At 70.3% G+C, this 20612-nt stretch carries 18 protein-coding genes; 13 read left to right on the forward strand and 5 right to left on the reverse strand.

Going from position 1 to position 20612, the window contains the following annotated elements:
* Nucleotides 1-9: 9 nt before the first annotated feature.
* Nucleotides 10-1455 carry a neutral zinc metallopeptidase gene (locus tag NNI01S_RS18375; protein ID WP_063021347.1) on the reverse strand — a complete coding sequence of 482 codons (1446 nt, stop codon included), beginning with the start codon at nt 1453-1455 and terminating at the stop codon, nt 10-12.
* 107 nt (nt 1456-1562) lie between these two features.
* Between NNI01S_RS18375 and NNI01S_RS18380 the strand changes: the two genes are divergently transcribed.
* From NNI01S_RS18380 to glmM, 5 genes are all read left to right on the forward strand, one after another.
* Nucleotides 1563-4061, forward strand: coding sequence for an FHA domain-containing protein (locus tag NNI01S_RS18380; RefSeq protein ID WP_063021348.1), 2499 nt, complete (start codon nt 1563-1565; stop codon nt 4059-4061).
* 91 nt (nt 4062-4152) lie between these two features.
* Nucleotides 4153-5805, forward strand: coding sequence for a hypothetical protein (locus NNI01S_RS18385; RefSeq protein ID WP_063021349.1), 1653 nt, complete (start codon nt 4153-4155; stop codon nt 5803-5805).
* Between the two features lie 174 nt (nt 5806-5979).
* Complete coding sequence (gene rplM, locus NNI01S_RS18390; protein WP_040864934.1) at nt 5980-6423, forward strand: 50S ribosomal protein L13; 444 nt, start codon at nt 5980-5982, stop codon at nt 6421-6423.
* Nucleotides 6420-6929 carry a 30S ribosomal protein S9 gene (rpsI, locus tag NNI01S_RS18395; protein WP_063021350.1) on the forward strand — a complete coding sequence of 170 codons (510 nt, stop codon included), beginning with the start codon at nt 6420-6422 and terminating at the stop codon, nt 6927-6929. The genes rplM and rpsI overlap by 4 nt, the downstream gene beginning before the upstream one ends.
* A 215-nt stretch (nt 6930-7144) precedes the next feature.
* Entirely contained in the window at nt 7145-8521 is a 1377-nt protein-coding gene (gene glmM, locus NNI01S_RS18400; protein ID WP_063021351.1) for a phosphoglucosamine mutase, read from the forward strand.
* 142 nt (nt 8522-8663) lie between these two features.
* Here glmM and NNI01S_RS18405 read toward each other — a convergent pair whose 3' ends face one another.
* Nucleotides 8664-10319: an ABC-F family ATP-binding cassette domain-containing protein gene (locus tag NNI01S_RS18405; protein WP_063021422.1), complete on the reverse strand. Its 1656-nt coding sequence runs from the start codon at nt 10317-10319 to the stop codon at nt 8664-8666.
* Nucleotides 10320-10466: 147 nt separating this feature from the next.
* Here NNI01S_RS18405 and NNI01S_RS18410 point away from each other — a divergent pair, with 147 nt between their 5' ends.
* From NNI01S_RS18410 to NNI01S_RS18430, 5 genes are all read left to right on the forward strand, one after another.
* On the forward strand, nt 10467-10658 hold the full coding sequence (locus NNI01S_RS18410; RefSeq protein ID WP_039795694.1) for a PspC domain-containing protein: 192 nt from the start codon (nt 10467-10469) through the stop codon (nt 10656-10658).
* Nucleotides 10659-10754: 96 nt separating this feature from the next.
* Nucleotides 10755-11063, forward strand: coding sequence for a DUF6802 family protein (locus NNI01S_RS18415; RefSeq protein WP_063021352.1), 309 nt, complete (start codon nt 10755-10757; stop codon nt 11061-11063).
* A gap of 126 nt (nt 11064-11189) precedes the next feature.
* Nucleotides 11190-11501, forward strand: coding sequence for a hypothetical protein (locus NNI01S_RS18420; protein WP_157114855.1), 312 nt, complete (start codon nt 11190-11192; stop codon nt 11499-11501).
* Nucleotides 11502-11553: 52 nt separating this feature from the next.
* Nucleotides 11554-13317, forward strand: a complete 1764-nt coding sequence (locus tag NNI01S_RS18425) for a hypothetical protein (protein ID WP_063021354.1) — start codon at nt 11554-11556, stop codon at nt 13315-13317.
* A gap of 44 nt (nt 13318-13361) precedes the next feature.
* Entirely contained in the window at nt 13362-13712 is a 351-nt protein-coding gene (locus NNI01S_RS18430; protein WP_063021355.1) for a hypothetical protein, read from the forward strand.
* Nucleotides 13713-13739: 27 nt separating this feature from the next.
* On the opposite strand, the gene NNI01S_RS18435 is transcribed toward NNI01S_RS18430, so the two are convergent.
* Complete coding sequence (locus NNI01S_RS18435) at nt 13740-14597, reverse strand: dienelactone hydrolase family protein (protein ID WP_063021356.1); 858 nt, start codon at nt 14595-14597, stop codon at nt 13740-13742.
* A 36-nt stretch (nt 14598-14633) separates the two neighbouring features.
* Here NNI01S_RS18435 and glmS point away from each other — a divergent pair, with 36 nt between their 5' ends.
* Entirely contained in the window at nt 14634-16511 is a 1878-nt protein-coding gene (glmS, locus tag NNI01S_RS18440; protein WP_063021357.1) for a glutamine--fructose-6-phosphate transaminase (isomerizing), read from the forward strand.
* A gap of 56 nt (nt 16512-16567) precedes the next feature.
* On the opposite strand, the gene NNI01S_RS18445 is transcribed toward glmS, so the two are convergent.
* Nucleotides 16568-17755 (reverse strand): MFS transporter, encoded by a 1188-nt coding sequence (locus tag NNI01S_RS18445; protein ID WP_063021358.1) that lies wholly within the window; start codon nt 17753-17755, stop codon nt 16568-16570.
* A gap of 139 nt (nt 17756-17894) precedes the next feature.
* Between NNI01S_RS18445 and NNI01S_RS18450 the strand changes: the two genes are divergently transcribed.
* Nucleotides 17895-18386, forward strand: coding sequence for a MarR family winged helix-turn-helix transcriptional regulator (locus tag NNI01S_RS18450; protein ID WP_063021359.1), 492 nt, complete (start codon nt 17895-17897; stop codon nt 18384-18386).
* A 65-nt stretch (nt 18387-18451) separates the two neighbouring features.
* On the opposite strand, the gene NNI01S_RS18455 is transcribed toward NNI01S_RS18450, so the two are convergent.
* A complete protein-coding gene (locus NNI01S_RS18455) occupies nt 18452-18877 on the reverse strand; it encodes a cupredoxin domain-containing protein (RefSeq protein ID WP_063021360.1) in 426 nt (141 codons plus the stop codon).
* Between the two features lie 42 nt (nt 18878-18919).
* Here NNI01S_RS18455 and NNI01S_RS18460 point away from each other — a divergent pair, with 42 nt between their 5' ends.
* Nucleotides 18920-20365 (forward strand): NAD(P)H-hydrate dehydratase, encoded by a 1446-nt coding sequence (locus NNI01S_RS18460; protein WP_063021361.1) that lies wholly within the window; start codon nt 18920-18922, stop codon nt 20363-20365.
* Nucleotides 20366-20612: the final 247 nt, after the last annotated feature.

Genomic DNA, 20612 nt, shown 5'->3' on the forward strand with positions numbered 1-20612 from the left:
GCATCCGGGTCAGGAATAGCGGGCATCGCACACACTCTCGCCGTTCAGGACTCCGGCGCGGAAGGCCTCGACGCGGGAGAAACCACTGGGAACGGTTTTGCCTTGGGCGTCGCTCGCCGCCAAGCCGTCGGTGAGCAGGCCCGAGACCGCCTCGTCGAGATCGCCCGCGGCCAGTTTGATATCGCCCTGGCTGACCGGCCGCCCGGATTCGGCCAGCTTGCCCGTCACCACTCCGGACAGACAGGCCGCGCGCAGCCCCGTCTTCGCGCCGACCAGGCTCTCGCCGCGATTCTGCTGGACGGCCAGGGTGTAGCGGGAGATGAATACGACGTAGCCGTTGTAGTCGCCGGTCACCTTGAGCGGCAACGGGTCGTCCGCGCCTGAGCTGGACATACCCCGCTCGGCGAGTGCGGGAATGTCCGTGGCGATCGTGTTCTTCGCCGGGCAGTACGACACCGGCTCGGTGACCACGCCGTCGAGGCATTCGATCTTCGCCCGGGAGTAGTCGTAGGTCGGCTCGTCGTCGATCGGCAGGATGGCTTCGAGGGCCTTGGTGAGTTCGATCAGGGTGTCCTTCGTGATCGGGTACTCGCCGCGTCCGGTGTCGTCGCTGAAACTCTGCGGCAGATTCGCACGGCGCTGGTCGATCTCGTCCTGATCGATGCCCTTGCATCCCTTGGGGCCGTCGGTGAAACCGATCTGCACCGCGGTGACCCGTTCGAAGGCGGAGCCGTGCACGCTCTCCGGGTCGTCGGGGTCGGAGTCGCGGATGGCGACGGTGGCCGCGAGCACCGTGTTGAGGCCGTCGGAGGTGTTGATCGTGAAGTGCCGGGCCTTGCCCTCGGCAACGTGGCGCATGAACGCGCCCGCGAAGCAATCCGCCTGCTGCTCCTTGACGATCACCGGGTCCTTGGCGCCGACGATCTTGGCCATGGTCTGCACCGCGTGCCCGTACTCGTGCGCGAGCACCATCACCACGGACATCTTCCCGAAGGTCTCCTCCATGGTGGGAAGCAGCACCGACCGATCCCAGCCGATGGAATTGTCCAGCCTGCAGTAGGCGGCGTTCACCAAGTGGTAGGTGGTCTCCTTGCAGAATTCGACCGATTCGGTGCGTCCCGCTTTCGCGCTCCAGGACAGCAGCTTCTCGACCGGCTTGAACTCGCCCTGGAACTCCTTGCCGAACTCACCGCGCCAGTAGGTCTGGATGTCGTCGACGGCGTTGAGGGCCAGCGTGTCCACGGCGCCGCCGTCGCCGTTGGTCGCGGTCAGCGTGCTGTCCGGGACGCCGGCGCGCGGGCCGCTCGGGCCGCTGGTGGTGGGCAGTCCGGCGACCTTGAACGGATCGTCGTAGATGGAGACGGCCCGGCCGTCGACCACTCGGATGCAGCCCCCGACCAGCACCAGAATGCTGAGCAGCGCCGCAACCAGCGCGCTCGCTCGGACTCTCGGCAAGGCTCCCCCTCGTCGGCCGGTACAGCGTTCACATCGGTGGCCGGATCGGGGCTTATGGCGCATCGGGGGCACCGCCGATGTCCGGGTGATGGAATAGTATCCGCTGCATGTCTTCACCGGGGGCGCAGACCATCACCGTGCGCCATGATGGAAACGAACGAGTATTCGATTCGAGCCAGCAGGTCACGATGGGCCGCGCGCCGGAGGTGACGCTGTTCGTCGACAGCCCCCTCGTTTCGCGTGTGCACGCGACGTTGGCCTGGCAGGGCAGCGCCTGGGTGTTGACCGACAACAAGAGCACCAACGGGGTTTTCGTCGACGCGCGCAGGCTGACCCAGCCGGTGTCGATCGACCGTCCCACGCAGGTCCGGCTGGGTGACGCGATCAGCGGCCCGCTGTTGCACCTGTTGCCCGCGAACCCGCAACCACCGCAACGGCCTTCCGTGCGCCTGCCGCAACCGGCGCCGCAACACGCCCCGCAGCCGGGGCCGCCGCCGCACGCGGTCCGGCGGCCCGCGCAGCAGTTCCAGCGGCCGCCCTACCCGCCGCCGCAGGACACACCGGCGCCCGCGCTGAACGTCAACATGACGACCAGGGCGGACACGTCGAACATGCCGCCGGTCCGGGCAAGGGCGAGCACGGCTCCCATCGCCCGCGGCGACCGGATCCCGCAGACCGGCCTGAGCATCGGCCGCACCACCGACAACCAGATCGTCGTCAACGATCCGCTGGCCTCCCGTAAGCACGCCCGCCTGCTCTCCTCCGCCGAGGGCCTGACCATCGAGGACCTCGGCTCGGCGAACGGCACGTTCGTCAACGGGCACCGTCAGCAACGGGCGGTGCTGCGGGAGCGGGACATCATCACCGTCGGCAACGTCGACTTCGTCGTGCAGCAGGGCGCGCTGGTGCACCGGCAGAAGCCGGTCGCCGAGCAGGGTCTGGCGGTGCACGGGGTGGGCTTCACCGTCGAGGGCAACAAGCAGCTGCTCGTCGACGTGAACATGTCGGCCAGCCGCGGGACGCTCACCGCGTTGATCGGCCCCTCCGGCGCGGGCAAGTCGACGCTCTCGCGCCTGATCGCGGGCACCACCCGGCCTTCGGGCGGCGTGGTCACCTTCGAGGGGCGCAATCTGCATGCCGAGTACGAGGCGCTGCGGTCCCGCATCGGCATGGTGCCGCAGGACGACGTGCTGCACCGCCAGCTCACCGTGCGTCAGGCGCTCGGTTTCGCGGCCGAGCTGCGGCTGCCGCGGGACAACAGCAAGGAGGACCGGCAGAAGGTCATCGACGGTGTGCTGCAGGAGCTTTCGCTCACCGAGCACGCCGACACCAGGGTCGACCGGCTGTCCGGCGGTCAGCGCAAGCGCGCCTCGGTGGCGCTGGAACTGCTGACCGGTCCCTCGCTGCTCATCCTGGACGAACCGACCTCTGGCCTGGACCCGGCGCTGGACCGCCAGGTCATGGTGATGCTGCGCGAACTGGCCGACGCGGGCCGCGTGGTGATCGTGGTGACCCACTCGGTGGCGCACTTGGACATGTGCGATCAGGTGCTGCTGCTCGCCCCCGGTGGCAAGACCGCCTACTGCGGCAATCCGGCCGGGGTCGGCGCGGCGCTGGGTACCAGCGACTGGGCGGAGATCTTCGCCGACGTCGCGGCCAACCCGGATCAGGCGTTCGCCGCCTATCGCTCCCGGCAGGCGTTCGCGCCGCCACCCCCGCCGCCCGCCCAGCCGTACGGGCCCGCGGGCAGTCCGCCGCAATCCAGTCGCGGCAAGCAGTTCTCGACCCTGGCGCGCAGGCAGGTCCGGCTGATCCTGGCCGACCGCGGCTATCTGACGTTCCTGGTGCTCCTGCCGTTCATCCTCGGCGGGCTCTCGCTCGTGGTGCCGGGGAAGAACGGTTTCCAGCGCGGCGCGCTGAAAGCGCTACCGGATGGCTCATTCGTGCCCGAAGGCGGTAGTGAGACACAGCAGTTGCTGGTGGTTCTGATTCTGGGCGCCTGCTTCATGGGCTCCACGCTCACGGTGCGCGATCTGGTCGGTGAACGGACGATCTTCCACCGGGAACGCGCGGTGGGGCTGCTGCCCTCGGCGTACCTGATGGCGAAAATCGCCGTCTTCAGTTTCACCGCGCTACTGCAGTCGGCGGTGCTGGTCGGCATCGTGCTCGCGGGCAAGAAGCGCCCGGGCGAAGGCGCGGTGCTGGCGTCCGGCAGCGCGGAGCTGTACATCGATATCGCGCTGACCGCGATCTGCTGCGTGGTCGTCGGTCTGTTGCTGTCGTCGCTGGCGAAGTCGAACGAGCAGGTGATGCCGCTGCTGGTGGTGGCCATCATGTGCCAACTGGTGATGGCGGGCGGCCTGATCCCGGTCACCGGCCGCGTCGCGCTCGAGCAGGTGTCCTGGCTGTTCCCGGCCCGCTGGGGGTACGCGGCCGGCGCGTCGACGGTGAACATCCGCGAACTGTTCCTCAACGCGCAACCCGACACGCTCTGGCAGCAGAAGCCGGAGATCTGGGCGCTGGACATCGGCGCGCTGCTGCTGATCACCTTGGTGCTGGCGGTTCTCACCTGGCGCCGGTTGCGTCTGAAGAAGTCGGCCGCGTGACGCGGTTCGAACGATTCACCGGTCCCCCGAAGCGCGCGAGCGGCGCCGACCGGGTGACGACGAGCATCTCGGCCGCGAACCGGGCACACTTATGCCTGTGACGGTGCGAGTAGGGGCAGTGCATCTGGGCTGGGATGTGGTGTCCGTGGCAGCCGGTGGCGGTGGCATTCCCATCCGGCCGGTTCAGGTGGAGGGGATGTGGACGCCGCCGGCCTATCTGCTGGCGGATTCGTCGGGACGGCTACATACGGCGGGCGTGGAACGCAACAGGCCGGATCTCGGGATGGCGATCGCCGACGTGCGCGACATCCTGGGACATCCGCAGATCGTGGTCGCGGGCGCGACATGGCCCGCCGAGCTGGTCTTCCGTGCGCGCATGTACAACCCGCTCGCCGAGATCGGCAAGCACTTGCGCGGCAAGCCGGACCTGGTGGCGTTGCCTTTCCCGGACAGCTGGCCGGAGGAGAAGGTCGAGATCTACGCGTCGATGGTGGAACAGCTCGACGTCGTCGTGGAGCCGCTCCCGGAGAGCGTGGCGCTGTCCGGCTATGTCCGCGCGCTCGGGCTCGTGCACCCGCCGGACCGGGCCAGGCCGAACGGCATCGGCGCGACGGGGGTGTACTCCGACGGCCGCAGCATGCTGGTGGTCGCGGTGCACGGCGACGACGAGCAGCCCACCGAGTCGGTGGACGTCCCGGTGGACGCGGAGGCCATGCGGGATGCCCGGTCGGCGGACGACGTCGTGATCGAAGTGATGGCCGCGGCCCGTTCGATCGGCGCCGACACCTCGACGGTCCTGTTGTCGGGCAATGTGCGCTTCAACGACGCGTTGCGCCTGGCCTTCCAGAACCATCTCGGACACCGCCTCCAGGTGGCCGACCATCCGATGCACGCGCTCGTCCTGGGCGCGGCGCACCTGCTGGTGAGCGACACGGAGGAGAGCGAGCCGGAGCCCGCGGGCAGGCACGCCGAACCCGCACCCGCCCCGCAGCGCCCGGACGCCCGGTCACAGGCCGAGTACGCGCCGCCGCAACCGGCGGACACCGGGCCGCGCCACCCGGAGCATCCGTCGGCGCGGCCGGTGCCCGGCGTCCAGTACGGGCCGGGCTATCCCACCCAGCCCGACGAGGCGACGACCAGGATCGGGCGCGACGAAGTGCCGCGCGGTCTCCCGCCGAACCTCGCCGAGCTGGGCAGCCGCTTCACCCGGCCGCCGAGCGCCCCCGAGGATCAGGCGGGTCCGCCGCCCGGGCCGCCAGGCGGGCCGGTGCCGCCGCTCGGGCCGCGGCCGCCCTACCCGGGAGCGGCGGAACAGCAGTCTTACCCTGGCCGACAGCACCAAGGCGCGTGGCAGGACCAAGGCGCGGAGTCCGAGGACGAGGAGCGGCACCGCAAAGGCAAGCTCTGGAACAAGATGAAAGGGAACTTGTTCGGAGCGAGTACCGTCGCCGGGGCGATGGCGCTGGCCGTGGTCGCGCTGCCGTCCGGGAATCACCAGGCGCAACCGGCCGCCCTCGACGCGGGATCGGTCTCCGAGCGGGCGGCCGAGGCCGAGCCGGTCGCGTGTCCGACGGTTCCCTACGCGATCACGCGCCCAAGGCCAGGGGTTACCACCGCGCGGGGCGACCAGCGGGAAGCGCAGAAAAGCTCCGCGGAATGCGGACGGCCGGACGCCGACACCCTGCGCTACCTGATTCCGGGACCGCCCGGCGCGATCGACCTCGGCCCGCCGATCGAGATCTGACGCGATTTCTCCCCGCGATACCCCACTGGTATCGTGGCTCGTCGGCGTGTGGAACGCCCGGTCGACCCGTGTGGATCGCCCGGACGTCCACCGAGGCCCGGGTCTCCACCGGCCGCCGGGAACACCTCGACCGCACGCCTGGCCGGCAACACCGACGACAGACAGGGAAGCACTGTGCCTACGTACAGCCCCAAGGCGGGTGACGTGACCCGTAAGTGGTACGTCATCGACGCCACTGACGTAGTGCTCGGCCGTCTCGCCGTCCAGGCAGCGAATCTGCTGCGTGGCAAGACGAAGCCGACCTACGCCCCGCACGTCGATGGTGGCGATTTCGTCATCATCATCAATGCCGACAAGGTCGCCATCAGCGGCAACAAGCGGCAGGACAAGCTGATCCACCACCACTCCGGGCACCCGGGCGGCCTCAAGTCGCGGACCGTCGGTCAGGTGTTGGAGACCCGTCCCGACCGCCTGGTGGAGAAGGCCGTCAAGGGCATGATCCCGAAGAACAAGCTCGGCAACGCGATCGCGGGCAAGCTGAAGGTGTACGCGGGCCCGACGCACCCGCACGCCGCCCAGCAGCCCATTCCGTTCGAGATCAAGCAGGTGGCCCAGTGACCGCTCCCGAGGAATTCAACGAGGAATACGTCGAGGAATTCGACGCTGCCGAGGCCGTAGAGGACGGTGCGGGCTACGAGGACTCCGAGGCCTCGGCGTCCTACGCCCCGGTCGTGATCGACCGCCCGGTGCAGACCGTCGGCCGCCGCAAGGAGGCCGTCGTGCGCGTGCGCCTGCTGCCCGGCTCCGGCAACTTCGTGCTCAACGGCCGCACCATCGAGGACTACTTCCCGAACAAGGTGCACCAGCAGCTGGTCAAGTCGCCGCTGGTGACCGTCGAGCGCACCGAGTCCTTCGACGTGCACGCCCGCCTCGTCGGCGGCGGCCCGTCCGGCCAGGCAGGCGCTCTGCGGCTGGCCATCGCCCGCGCGCTGATCGAGGTCACCCCGGAGGATCGTCCCGCCCTCAAGCGGGCCGGCTTCCTGACCCGTGACCCGCGCGCCACCGAGCGCAAGAAGTACGGTCTGAAGAAGGCGCGTAAGGCGCCGCAGTACTCGAAGCGCTGATTTCGGCAACGTCGACCTTCGGCGTCCGGCATCCTCGCGGTGCCGGACGCGGTACGGTCGACGCGGCAGCTGTACGAGAGCAGGCTCCCAGCGAACAGCTGGTCGCCTGCTCTCGCGCTGTATGAAGACGCGGCGTTCGCGGGGCCTTCGTGGTGCACGGGCCGGTGCCTCCCGGGCCGACGCCCACGCCACAGATCACCAATGAGGGGCGAGGTATGGGACGGTTGTTCGGCACCGACGGAGTCCGCGGGCTTGCCAACGAGTCATTGAGTCCGGAGCTTGCGCTGCGCGTGTCCGGTGCGGCCGCGCAGATCCTGAGCCGGGGCAAGAGACGTGCGCTCGCGGTGGTCGGCCGCGACCCGCGAGCCAGCGGCGAGATGCTCGAGGCCGCCGTGACCGCGGGCCTGACCGCGGCGGGCGTGGATGTGCTGTCGGTGGGGGTGCTGCCCACGCCCGCGGTCGCCTATCTCACCGGTTTGTACGACGCGTGTCTCGGCGTGATGATCTCCGCCTCGCACAACCCGATGCCGGACAACGGGATCAAGATCTTCGCCGCGGGCGGGCACAAACTCGACGACGCGATCGAGGACCGAATCGAGGCGCTGATGGCCGCCCAGACGCCGTTCCGCCCGACCGGCGCGGGCATCGGACGGGTGCGTAACGCGGCGGGCGCGCGCGATCAAGGGCTGACCGTCCCGGATCAGTACAGCCTGGCGGGCACCCACGAACGCTATGTGGAGCACCTGGTCGAGGCGACCGGGCAGGACCTGTCCGGGCTGACCGTCGTGGTCGACTGCGCGCACGGCGCCGCCGCCGAGGTGGGGCCCGCCGCCTACCGCGAGGCGGGGGCGACGGTGATCGCCATCAACGCCGAGCCCGACGGGCTGAACATCAACGAGGGTTGCGGTTCGACCCATCTCGACCAGGTGCGGGCCGCGGTGGTGGAGCACGGCGCCGACCTCGGTCTCGCGCACGACGGCGACGCCGACCGCTGCCTGGCCGTGGACGCCTACGGCAATGTCGTCGACGGCGACGCGATCCTCGCGATCCTCGCCCTGGCCATGCACGAAGCGGGCGAGCTGGCGCAAGACACCCTGGTCGCCACCGTGATGAGCAACCTCGGTCTGCACATCGCCATGCGCGCGGCCGGAATCACCGTGCGCACCACCGCCGTCGGCGACCGCTACGTGCTCGAGGAGTTGCGGCGCGGCGGCTTCACACTCGGCGGAGAACAGTCGGGGCACGTGGTGTTCCCGCGATACGGCACCACCGGTGACGGCATCCTCACCGGCATGCGCCTGATGGCGCGGATGGCGCAGTCCCAGCGCACTCTGGCCGACCTGGCCGCCGTGCTGCAGACGGTGCCGCAGATCCTGGTGAACGTGCCGGTCAGCGACAAATCCGTGGTCGCGCGCGCCCCCGAGATCCGGGACGCGGTGCTGGAGGCGGAACGAGTGCTCGGTGACTCCGGTCGAGTGCTGCTGCGGCCCAGCGGCACCGAAGAACTGGTGCGGGTGATGGTGGAAGCCACCGACCCGGCTCAGGCGCGCCAGCTGGCGGACGACTTGGCCAAGCGGGTCGCGGCGGTCTGATTCGGCCGCGACGTCGTCGCGGCGGGTTCACGGCCCTGTATGGCTCGCGTTCGAGCGACCGCCCACGGTGCCGCATCCGGTTCGAATCCTGGGTCCGCATGAACCCGCTGGTCGGCAACGGGTTTCGGGTGGGCGCCGTGCGTCAGTGGGTTTCGGTGAGTACGCCCGCGTTCATGTGCCAGCGGCGGGTTGCGCGAACGGTGTCGAGCATGCGGCGGTCGTGGGTCACGAGCAGCAATGTGCCGGTGAAGGATTCGACGGCCTGCTCCAATTGTTCGATGGCGGGGAGATCCAGGTGGTTGGTCGGTTCGTCCAGCACGAGCAGGTTCACCCCACGGGCTTGGAGCAGGGCCAGGGCGGCGCGGGTGCGTTCACCGGGCGAGAGGGTGTCGCACGGGCGCAGCACATGCGGGCCACGCAGACCGAATTTCGCCAGCAGCGTGCGCGTCTCGGCCTCCGGCCAATCCGGCAGTTCGGCGCCGAACGTGTCGGCCAGCGCGGCGGGTCCGCGGAACAGCCCGCGCGCCTGGTCCACCTCGCCGATCCGGACGCCGGAACCCAGGCTCGCGGTTCCGCTGTCGGGCCGGAGCTTCCCCAGTAGCAGCGCCAGCAGCGTCGACTTCCCGGATCCGTTCGCCCCGGTGAGCACGATGCGGTCCGCCCAGTCGACCTGAGTGGTGACCGGGCCCAGCGCGAAGTCGCCACGAGTGACCCTCGCCTGCGACAGGGTCGCCACCACCGAGCCGCTGCGCGGGGCCGCGGCGATGCTCATGCGCAGCTCCCATTCCTTGCGCGGTTCCTCCACCACCTCGAGTCGTTCGATGCGGCGCTGGGTCTGCCTGGCCTTGGCCGCCTGCTTCTCGGTGGATTCGGCCCGCATCTTGCGGCCCGCCTTGTCCGAGTCCAGCTTCCTGGGATCGCGCGCTTTGCGGCGTGCGTTGCGCACGCCGTGTTCGAGCCAGTTGCGCTGCATCTGGGCGCGGGCCTCCAAGCCCGCCTTGGTGTCGGCGTACTCGTCGTAGGCCTCGCGCGCGTGCTGCCGGGCGATCTCACGCTCCATCAGATACGACTCGTAGCCGCCGTCGTACGACCCGACCTGCTGCTGGGCCAGATCCAGTTCCACGATGCGATTCACGGTGCGCGCCAAAAACTCCCGGTCGTGACTGATCACCATCAGCGGGACCCGCACGCCGGCGACGAACTGCTCGAGCCGGGCCAACCCGTCCAGATCCAGGTCGTTGGTCGGCTCATCGAGCAGCAGGATGTCGAAGCGCGACAACAGGACCGAGGCCAGCCCGGCGCGGGCGGCCTGGCCACCGGACAAACCGGTCATGGGCGTGTCCAGGCCGTTGGGCAGGCTGTCCGCGAGGCCCAGATCGGCGGCGACCTCGTGGGCGCGCTGGTCCAGGTCCGCACCGCCGAGGGCGAGCCAGCGTTCCAGCGCGGGGGAGTACTCGTCCGGCCCGCCTTCGGCGAGGCGCTCCGCCGCGGCGTCCATCGCCCGCTGGGCCTCGGTGACACCGGTCCGGCGCCCGAGGAACTCGAAGACGGTCTCGCCGCGGACCCGCTGCGCCTCCTGGGCCAGATAGCCGACCGTCGCGTCCGGAGGACTGAGCGTGATGCTGCCGGTCGGCGAGTGCCGGTCGGCGAGCATGCGCAGCAGCGTCGACTTGCCCGCGCCGTTCACGCCGACCAGCCCGATCACGTCACCCGGCGCGAGGGTCAGGTCGAGGTCGGCGAACAGCGTGCGCTCCCCGTGAGCGGCCGACAGGCCGCGGGCATGCAGAGTGGTGCTCACCAGCACGAGTCTGCCGTGCTCGGGGTAGCACCCTGAGGTCGGCCCCGGGAGAAATCAGGGTCGGAATCGGCCGCCGGGCCGATGGCGGGGCCCGCGACGGCGGGCAGAGTGGAACTCGTAGCGATCACCGCACGAGAGGGAAGACCAATGACCGCCCCCACCCGCCGTTTCACCCGCTCCACCCACGACAAGTGGATCGCAGGCGTCTGCGGTGGCATCGCCGAGTACCTCGGCTGGAACGCCAACGTCGTCCGGCTGCTGTTCGTGGTGTCGTGCCTGCTGCCAGGTCCGCAGTTCGTCATCTACCTGGTGCTGTGGCTGCTGATGCCGAAGAAGTGAACGCGGGGGCTGCGTCGAGCCCGCGCGGGTGTCAGGATGGAACGATGCCGCTGCTGCGGCACCGCGCCACCGCACGAGTCCTGCTGAGGAGGAGTCATGATCACCTCGAGCGAATTCCCCGGTCTGGATATACCCGGCATCGACGCGTCCTCGTCCCTCGGCGGGCTGGGCGCGGTCGAACTGCAGCACCCGACCCAGGACATCGACGGCAACGGCACCCTGGACACCATCACCACCACGGGTGACGAGGCGATGCAGGTCTGGACCGACTACGACCACGACGGCTTCGCCGACCACGTCACCGTGGTGGAGAAGGACGGCGACTACGCCGCATGGGAATTCCACCGTTACCCCGACGGCACCTCGGAATGGGTCCGCACCGACCGAGGCAGGATCGGCGGCTGATCGTCGCCGCGAGAGCGGAATTCGGGGGAACCGAGTGTCGGCGTGTTGCGTCGAAGGAAGTACGGCGGCAATCGGTGCGAACGAGTGTCGCGCCGCGCGATGACACTACGAAGACGGAGGGGAAACGTGGGCGGGTCGGAAATGGTCGGCGTCCGCACCGGAGAACTGGGTGCGCTGGGCAGCGACTATCGGAGATCGGCGGACGCTGTCCGCGACCAGGCGAAGCGAGTCGCCGATCACCTCTTCGGCAGCACCGGCGAGGCGGGCCGGAACTACGCGCCGCAGGGCATCGCGGTATATCAAGGGTTGGAACGGATCGGCGCCTGGCTGCGGAACTGGAGTGACGCCACCACCGCCACCGCCGACGCGCTGGGGGCCGCCGTGGTGGTCTACGCCGAGACAGACCAGCAGCGCGCGTCCGAGACGAACAAGTCATGAGACCGCCGAGCGACTCGGGCCGGCGCGGTCGTAGCGTCGAGGAGCCGGTGTCATGACGGTTTCCTGGCACGGCAAGGCGATCGACGCCCTCTTGGACGAGGGCAGCGCGGGGCTGCGGTACTGGATCGAGTTCATGCCGCTGTACGAGGCGGCGTTCGGCGGCAACGGGGGCCGCGGTGACCTCGGCAAGCTGCTGGCGATGTACGACGAGCAGCGCGGCACCCGGCTGGAGAAGTTGGAGCAGGCGGGAGAGGCGCTGAAAGTCGCTCTGGCCGAGGTCGATCGGCAATGGGACGCGCAGCAGGGCTACACCCGTCGGCTCCCGGAGTTGTGGCAGGGCACGGCGGCCGCTGCCGCGCTCGACATGCTCGGCAAACAGGCGGTCCTGGCCGACGAGGACCGGCAGCATGCCAGGGCGGCCATGACCGTGATCGCCGATATGGCGAGTTCGCTGCGCTCGGCGGTGGCCGCGAAGGCGTTCGCCACCCGGGAGTTGCTGGAGGGCCCGGTGGGCGGCGGCAAAGCGGTGACGATCGATGGCAAGACACCGGGCGACGTGAAAGTCGTTGTCGACGTGCACAGTGCGCGGGAATGGATCAGCGCCGAACAGGTGCGCGAACTCGGCCGCATCTTCCCCGCGCTCGCGGTGCCGGAGGACAAGATCAACAAGAGTGTTCTCGGCCTCATCAACTCCGACAGCAAGAATCTGCTCACCGGCGCGTACGGCGATCGGGTGCGCAGCGTCACCGACGAGTGGCTGACCAAGACATTCAAGCCGGACTTCGACCGCAAGCTGGCGTCCTACGCCGACGTCTGCGCCGAGGTCGATCGACTGTTCAAGGACCAGTACAAGAACCTCACCGACGCCTTGGCGCAGCTGTCCGAACAGGCTTACCCGCGCCCGGAAGGGTCGTCCCTGACACAGCCGGGCACGCCGTCCAGCCAGGCTGAGCCCCAGCAAACGAGTGCCCCCGGGCCGCCCGGCACGCCCGCCGCCACGGTCCCGGCGAGCGCCACACCGAGCAGCGTCCCGGCATCGACCGCGCCGGAGACAACGAGCACGGCCGGCACTCCGGTCACGCCCAGCACTCCGGCCACGCCCAGCAGTCCGGCTGGCCCCGCGCCCAGGATGCCCGCGTTGGACGGACTGGCCGCGCTCAGCCAGGTGGCGCGCGAATTCGCGCCGCTGGCAACGAGCCTCGGCCAGGCGGTGGAACAGGGGGTGTCCGCGCTCAGCGGCATCATCGAAAGCGGTATCGACGACACGATCGAAAAGCTCATGCAGAGCGTCGACCCGCAGAACGTCCCAGCAGACGACCGAGACCACGAAGAGACAGACGGAAAGCCCCGGGCGGAGGCGGAATTCGATCTCGGCGGAAAGCATGTCGAGTTCGAGATGGGCCCGGACGGCCGGTTGCGGCTCCTGCTCTCCGATGCCACGGGTGCGGGGCAGGAGTTCACCGTCGAGCTGAACGAGCAGGGGCTGCCGATCATCTCGATGGAGCCGAAAGCCGGTGACGAACCAGCCCCTGCGCCCGAGGCTCCGGCACCGGAGGTGCAGCGAAACGAGGGATCGCCGGCGCCGGAATCGCAGGAGGACTCGATTTCGCCCGCGCCGGGCCCGGAACCCGGCACCAGCACCGGCCCGCCGGGCGGGATCCTTCCCGGTGCCCGGCGCGAGGAAGACGGCGAGCACTACCCGAAGGCGATGCCCGGCCAGGGCGAGCGGGATCCCGGCGCGCCGGTGGACAGCGGCGCGGAACTCGCCGAGGCGGGACCGTTGGACGCGGATTTCGCCGAGGCGGGCCCGCTGTGAGCCCGGCGGCTGGTCCGCACCCGGAATGAACAAGGAGGCGCAGCATGGTCGACTACGCCGAGGAAGCGAGGCAGCTCGCCGCCGAGAATCAGCGGCGCATGTCGCTGTTACTCGACGAGATCCAGGCGATCAACGAGCAGACCGCGGTGACCGGCCGGGAGTTCGCCGACCGCCTCGCCGCCGACATGGACCAGTTCTGGGCGATGCACGGCGAGGACCTCGACAAGGCCGCCGCCGAGGCGGAGGAGCAGCAACGGCTGCAAGAGGAGGCACAGCAGCGGCGTGCCGCCATCGCGCGGTCGATGGCCGCACGTCGGGCGAATCACACCGTGGCGCCGGTCGACGAGGAGGACGAGGAGGCCCGGTTCTATCGACGCAAGAGCTGGCTGATCTGAACGGCGCTGCGGACGCCACCGGCCGGCCTACCGCCGCAGCAGTGCGGCGAGCTGGCCGACCTTGAGTTTCGGTGGCTCCTTCTCCTGCGGCGCTTCCGGGTCGACCACCGCGGTGTGCGGGATGACCTCGTCGGGGTCGGCGAAGGCGCGGTAGGTCTTGTCGCCCACCAGCGTGGCGAGCAGGTAACCGGCCAGCAGGGCGCGGGTGGCGCGGGCGGTCTTCGCTTCGTGCCCGCCCGCGCCCACGGCCGCGAGCACGCGCCGGCCCTCGATGATGCCGTTGTGCGAGGCCTTGTCGATGGCGCGCAGGATCACGGGGCCGCCCCAGGCGGTGGCCAGCGGGACGGCGTTGGAGCTGACCGAGGTGAGGTCGGTCGCGCCGGCCAGGATCAACGCCGGAACGTCCAGCTCGGGCGCGATGCCCTCGGCGGCGGGCGCCGTCGGCGCGGGGAACAACGCCGCGACGGTGGCGACGTCGCGGCGGCTCGCGGCGATGACGGCGGCGCCGGCGCCCATGCCGTGCCCGGCGAGGGCGAGGCGCTCCGGGTGCACGCTGATCGCGCCGTCGCCCAGCCGCACGCCGGTGCAGATGTCGAGCGTGGTGAGCAAGTCGGCGGCCAGGCCCAGATGTGACGGGATCGGCCCGCGCTCGGTGTCGGGGGCGGCCGCCACAATGCCCCACGAGGCGAGGTGTTCGAGCAGGGTGCGGTAGTGGTCCGCGCCGGTCAGCCAGCCGTGGCCGAACGCGACGGCAGGCAGGTTCCGCCCCGTCTCCGGGGTGAACACCACCCCCGGCTGACCGGCAATGGCCAGATTGCCACGCAACACGCGGTGCGGGCCGCGGCTGGTCAGGGTGCTCAATAGCGATTTCACAGACGCCGACACGACGTGAACGTTATCCGATAAGTAGTGTGGTGAGCCATGTGCGGAATCGTGGGGTACGTCGGGTACCGAGACGCGCTCGGCGTCGTCGTTGACGCGTTGCGCCGCATGGAATATCGCGGCTACGACTCCGCGGGTGTGGCGATCCTGGACGGCGCGGGCACGCTGGCGGTGGAACGTAAGGCGGGTCGCCTGGCCAATCTGGAGGCCCAGCTCGGCGAAACCGGGATCGACCGCTTCGTGGGCACCACGGGCATCGGCCACACCCGCTGGGCCACGCACGGCGCGCCGACCGACCGCAACGCGCACCCGCATCGGGACGACAGCGGCAAGGTCGCGGTGGTGCACAACGGCATCATCGAGAACTTCGCTCCGCTGCGGCGCGAGCTGGAGGACGCCGGGGTCGAGCTGCGTAGCGACACCGATACCGAGGTCGCCGTGCACCTGGTGGCCCGCGCGTACGCCGGGGGCCCGACCGCCGGTGACTTCGCGGCCAGCGCCTTGTCCGTGCTGCGCCGCCTGGAAGGCGCGTTCACCCTGGTCTTCACGCACGCCGACCATCCGGACATGATCGTGGCCGCCCGCCGTTCCACACCGCTGGTGGTGGGCGTCGGCAAGGGCGAGATGTTCATCGCCTCGGATGTCACGGCGTTCATCGAGCACACCCGGGAGGCGGTCGAACTCGGCCAGGACCAGGCCGTCGTGATCACGCTGGACAGCTACCGGGTCACCGACTTCGCGGGCGCGGAGGCGAGTTCCCGCCCGTTCACGATCGACTGGGACCTGGCCGCCGCCGAGAAGGGCGGCCACGACTACTTCATGCTCAAGGAGATCGAGGAACAGCCCGCGGCGGTCGCGGACACCTTGATGGGGCATTTCAGCACCGACCGCGACGGCGCGGGCCGGATCGTGCTGGACGAGCAACGTCTCGCCGACCAGGAGCTGCGCGATTTCGACAAGGTGTTCGTCGTCGCGTGCGGCAGCGCCTACCACTCCGGTTTGCTGGCAAAGTACGCCATCGAGCACTGGACGCGACTGCCCGTCGAGGTCGAGCTGGCCAGCGAGTTCCGCTACCGCGACCCGGTGCTGGACCGCTCGACGCTGGTGGTGGCGATCTCCCAGTCCGGCGAGACCGCCGACACGCTGGAGGCGGTGCGCCACGCCAAGGAGCAGAAGGCGCGCGTCCTCGCCATCTGCAACACGAACGGCGCGCAGATCCCGCGCGAGTCCGACGCGGTGCTCTACACCAGGGCCGGGCCGGAGATCGGCGTCGCCTCGACCAAGGCATTCCTGGCCCAGGTGACCGCTAATTACCTGGTCGGCCTCGCCTTGGCACAGGCTCGCGGCACCAAGTACCCGGACGAGGTGGCCCGCGAGTTCGCCGAGCTCGAGGCGATGCCGAAGCTGGTGGAACGCGTGCTGGAGACCGCTCCGCAGGTGCGGACCATCGCGCGGGAGCTGGCGCAGGTGCCGACCGTGCTGTTCCTGGGCAGGCACGTCGGCTACCCGGTGGCGCTGGAGGGCGCGCTCAAGCTCAAGGAACTGGCCTACATGCACGCGGAGGGATTCGCGGCGGGTGAGCTCAAGCACGGGCCGATCGCGTTGATCGAGGACGGCCTTCCGGTGATCGTGGTGATGCCGTCGCCGAAGGGGCGCGCGGTGCTGCACTCGAAGCTGCTGAGCAATATCCGGGAGATCCAGGCGCGCGGCGCGCGCACCATCGTGATCGCGGAGGAAGGCGACGACACGGTGCGTCCGTTCGCCGACGACCTCATCGAGATTCCCAGCGCACCGACGCTGTTCCAGCCGCTGTTGTCGACGATCCCGCTGCAGATCTTCGCCGCCGAGGTGGCGCAGGCACGCGGCTACGACGTCGACAAGCCGCGTAACCTCGCCAAGTCCGTCACCGTGGAATAGCACGGTGGCCGCGCACTCGTGCGCGGCCACCGCTCCATGCTGTGGATACCGGTCGTCTACGCGTGCGCCGCGGCCAAAGGCTCGTCCGCGACGGCGGGCGTCGCGCGGCGCTCGAGCTGTCCGGACAGCACCGCCAGCAGCAGCGCGACCAGGACCAAGCCGACGCCGACCCAGTTGGGTGCGGTGTAGCCGAAGCCCGCGGCGATCACCACGCCACCGAGCCAGGCCGACACGGCGTTGCCGAGATTGAACGCGCCGATGTTGACCGCGGAGGCCAGGGTGGGCGCGCCCGCCGCCTGGTCGAGGACGCGCTTCTGCAGCGGCGGAACGGTCGCGAACCCGAGCGCGCCGATCAGCACCACCGTGACAGCGGCGGCGACCTTGTCGTGCGCGGTGACGGTGAACAGCGCGAGGACGAGCGCGAGCCCGCCGAGGGTGAGATACAGCATCGGCATCAGGTGGCGGTCGGCGAACTTGCCGCCGATCAGGTTGCCCGCGAAGAACCCGAGGCCGAAGAGCACCAGCAGCCAGGTGACCGAACTCTCCGCGTAGCCGGTGACCTCGGTCATCATGGGCGCCAGGTAGGTGATCGCGGCGAACACGCCGCCGAAGCCGAGCACCGTCATCGCCATCGCCAGCAGCACCTGTGGGTTGCGGAAGACCGCCAGTTCGGGGCGTAGACCAGCGTTCGCCGCGGCGGGCTGCTGCGGCACGAGCGCGGCGACGCCCACCAAGCCGATCAAACCGATCAGCGCGACGAACAGGAAGGTCAGCCGCCAGCCGAAGTGCTGGCCGAGCAACGTCCCCAGCGGTACGCCCACCACGGTGGCGACGGTGAGCCCGGTGAACATGATCGCGATCGCGCCGGCGCGCCGGTCGGCGGCGACCAGGGCGCCGGCGACCACCGCGCCGATGCCGAAGAACGCGCCGTGGGCCAACGACGCCACGATGCGCCCGGTGAGCATCAGGCCGAAGGTCGGCGCGACGGCGGACAGGACGTTGCCGAGCACGAGCAGTGTCAGCATGCCGAGGAGCATGCGTTTGCGCGAGACCCGGGTACCCAGGCCGGTCATCAGCGGCGCACCCGCCACGACGCCGAGCGCGTAGCCGGTGACCAGCAGGCCCGCGGTGGGGATGGTCACCGCGAAGGTGCCCGCGATGTCGGGCAGCAAGCCGACGACGACGAACTCCGTCGTGCCGATGGCGAATGCCCCGAGGGTCAGGGCGAGGAGTGCGAGGGGCATAGGGGGAGCCTCCACATGATGTTGCGTCAGATCCTTACAGGCGGAAACAATAATTGCATACGCACTTTAAATGCAAGCGCGGGCTATTGTTCGCTCTGGCTATCCTGGAGGCACGATCCCCGACGCCGAAGGAACGCCGATGACCGCGGATGCCGCCCTGACCGGCCTCGCCGATGGCTGGTACGCACTCTCGCTGCTGCACGACCGGATCGAGGCGCACATCGAGCGGGCCTTGCAATCCGGCCACGACCTGAGCGTTCGCGAATACTCACTGCTGGTGGTCCTCAGCCGCCAGCACGACGGGCCGGGCGGGCATCTGCGGATGAATCAGGTCGCCGAAGCCGTGGTGCTGAGCCAGAGCGCTACCACCCGGCTGGTCTCCCGGCTCGAGGATCGCGGACTGCTCCAGCGTTACCTCTGCCCCGACGACCGCCGCGGCATCTACACCGACGTGACCCCGGCCGGCTTGGACCTGCTCGAGCAGGCCCGCCCCACGCATGACGCCGCACTCGCGGGCGCTCTCGGTCAAGCTGCCGCCCACCCCGAACTCGCTCCGCTCGTGGCGGCGGTCGAAGCGCTCAACGTCAGTTCCGCAGGCGGCGCCCGGCCCCGGGACTACCGCCCGGTGTGACGCTCACCGATTCAGGCAGGCGAAATGACGCCCCGCGCTCCCGCTCCGGTGCCCTCACTCGTCCGCTACCGGACGGTGATCGTCCCGCGCATCTCCGGGTGCAGTGAGCAGAGGTAGCGATAGGTGCCGGGCGTGGTGAAGGTGTAGCTCCACTCGCCTTTGTCGAAGATCGGGCTGTTGATGCCCATCGCCTTGTCGCCGATGCCCTGCACGGAGTGCGGCACCTTGTCGCCGAATTTCCAGACGACCGTGTCGCCGACCGCGACGGTGACCTCGGCGGGAGAGAATTTCATGTCGTCCACCGCGACGGTGGCGGCGGCGGGCTCGCGCTCGCCGGTCTGCTGAACGGTGGTGGTCGGCCGGGCCGGTTTCCGCGTGGTGGTGGCGGCCGGATCGGGTTCGCCGCCGCCGCAGCCGGACAGCAGCAGCGCGCCGGCCAGTGCGACTCCCGTGACGACGCGGACGGTCCTGGTGCGGCGGTCGCTTGGCATGATGGCCAAGCGTAGTAGGCCACACCGACGGAGGGAGCGGCGATGTCCACGCATCGGGGCTATTTCACCGTAGACGAGGTGCGCGCGGCGGAGGCCGAGCTGTTCACCCGGGTGCCGGATGGTGTGCCCATGCGTCGTGCGGCACACGGCCTGGCCACGGTGGTCGCGGGCGAACTGCGGGAGCGCACCGGGGGTGTCGCGGGACGGGCGGTGACCCTGCTGGTCGGATCCGGCGACAACGGCGGCGACGCGCTCTGGGCCGGAGCGCAGTTGCGCCGCCGCGGCGTCGCGGTCACCGCGGTCCTGCTCGATCCGCGGCGGGCGCACGCCGGAGGACTCGCGGCGCTGCGCAAGGCGGGTGGCCGAGTCGCCGACCACGTCGGCGATCCCGACCTGGTGATCGACGGTATCGTCGGCATCTCCGGTCGCGGGCCGCTGCGGCCGCGCGCCGCGGAAATCGTTGCGGCGCTGCGGGCCCCGATCGTCGCGGCCGACCTGCCCAGCGGCGTCGGCCCGGACACCGGCGCGATCGAGGGCCCGGCCGTCCGCGCCGACGTCACGGTCGCCTTCGGCGCCTACAAGCCGGTGCACGCCCTCGCCGCGGCGCAGTGCGGCCGAATCGAATTGATTCCCATCGGCTTACGTCTTCCGGAAGCGGGTCTCGTCGCACTGGAGCCGGCCTCGCTCGGCGCCGCGTGGCCCGTGCCCGGCCCGGCCGACGACAAATATACGCAGGGCGTGACGGGCGTATGCGCCGGTAGCGCAACGTATCCGGGTGCCGCGGTGCTGTGCGCGGGTGCCGCCGTGGCCGCCACATCCGGCATGGTGCGCTATGCCGGGACCGCGGCCGCCGAGGTGCTCGACCACTTCCCCGAAGTGATCGCCACCCAGGAGGTCGCCTCGACCGGTCGCGTCCAGGCGTGGGTCTTCGGTCCCGGCGCGGGCACCGGCTCCGACGCCGGGGAGCGCCTGCGCGAGATCCTGGCCACCGACCTCCCGGTGGTGATCGACGCCGACGGCCTGACCCTGCTGGCGACGCAGCCGGAACTGGTGCGCGAGCGCGCGGCCCCGACCGTCCTGACTCCGCACGCGGGCGAGTTCGCCCGCCTCGCCGGCCGGGAGGTCGGCCTGGACCGGGTGTCCGCGGTCCGCGATCTGGCCGAGGCATGGCAGGTCACGGTGCTGCTGAAGGGCCGCGCCACGCTGGTCGCCACTCCCGGTCGTCCCGTGCTGGTCAACGAGGCGGGCGGTTCGTGGGCGGCGACCGCGGGCGCGGGCGATGTGCTCTCGGGCATCATCGGGACGCTGCTGGCGGCGGGCCGCGATCCCGGCTGGTCGGCCGCCGCGGCCGCCCGCGTGCACGCGCTGGCCGCGAACCTCGCCGCCCACGACGACGCACCCGCGGGAGCCCCTATCTCGGCGAGTGTCCTGGCCGCGCACGTGCGCCCCGCGATCGGCGTACTCCGCGGCCTGGCGCACCCGTTCTGACCGGTCCGCCGCTCGCCGAGAGAACCGTGCCGAGCCCGAAGGCCGCACCCGTTGCCGTCGCGCATGTCGATGTGCAGCAGCGCGGTGCGGGCGGGCCGGCGTGCTGGCACGACTGGATCCGAAGTCGGCGGCCGTCCACCGCTCGTCTCGTCGAGCGGTACGCGAGCCGCTAGCCGTTCCCCGCGCTACGGCTGCCGTGCGGAAGTACGGCATGCCTGACCGGCCCGGCCGGTTCCGGCGAGCACGA

The organism is Nocardia niwae NBRC 108934 = DSM 45340 (genome assembly GCF_001613465.1).
In the GTDB taxonomy this organism is placed as follows: Bacteria; Actinomycetota; Actinomycetes; order Mycobacteriales; family Mycobacteriaceae; genus Nocardia; species Nocardia niwae.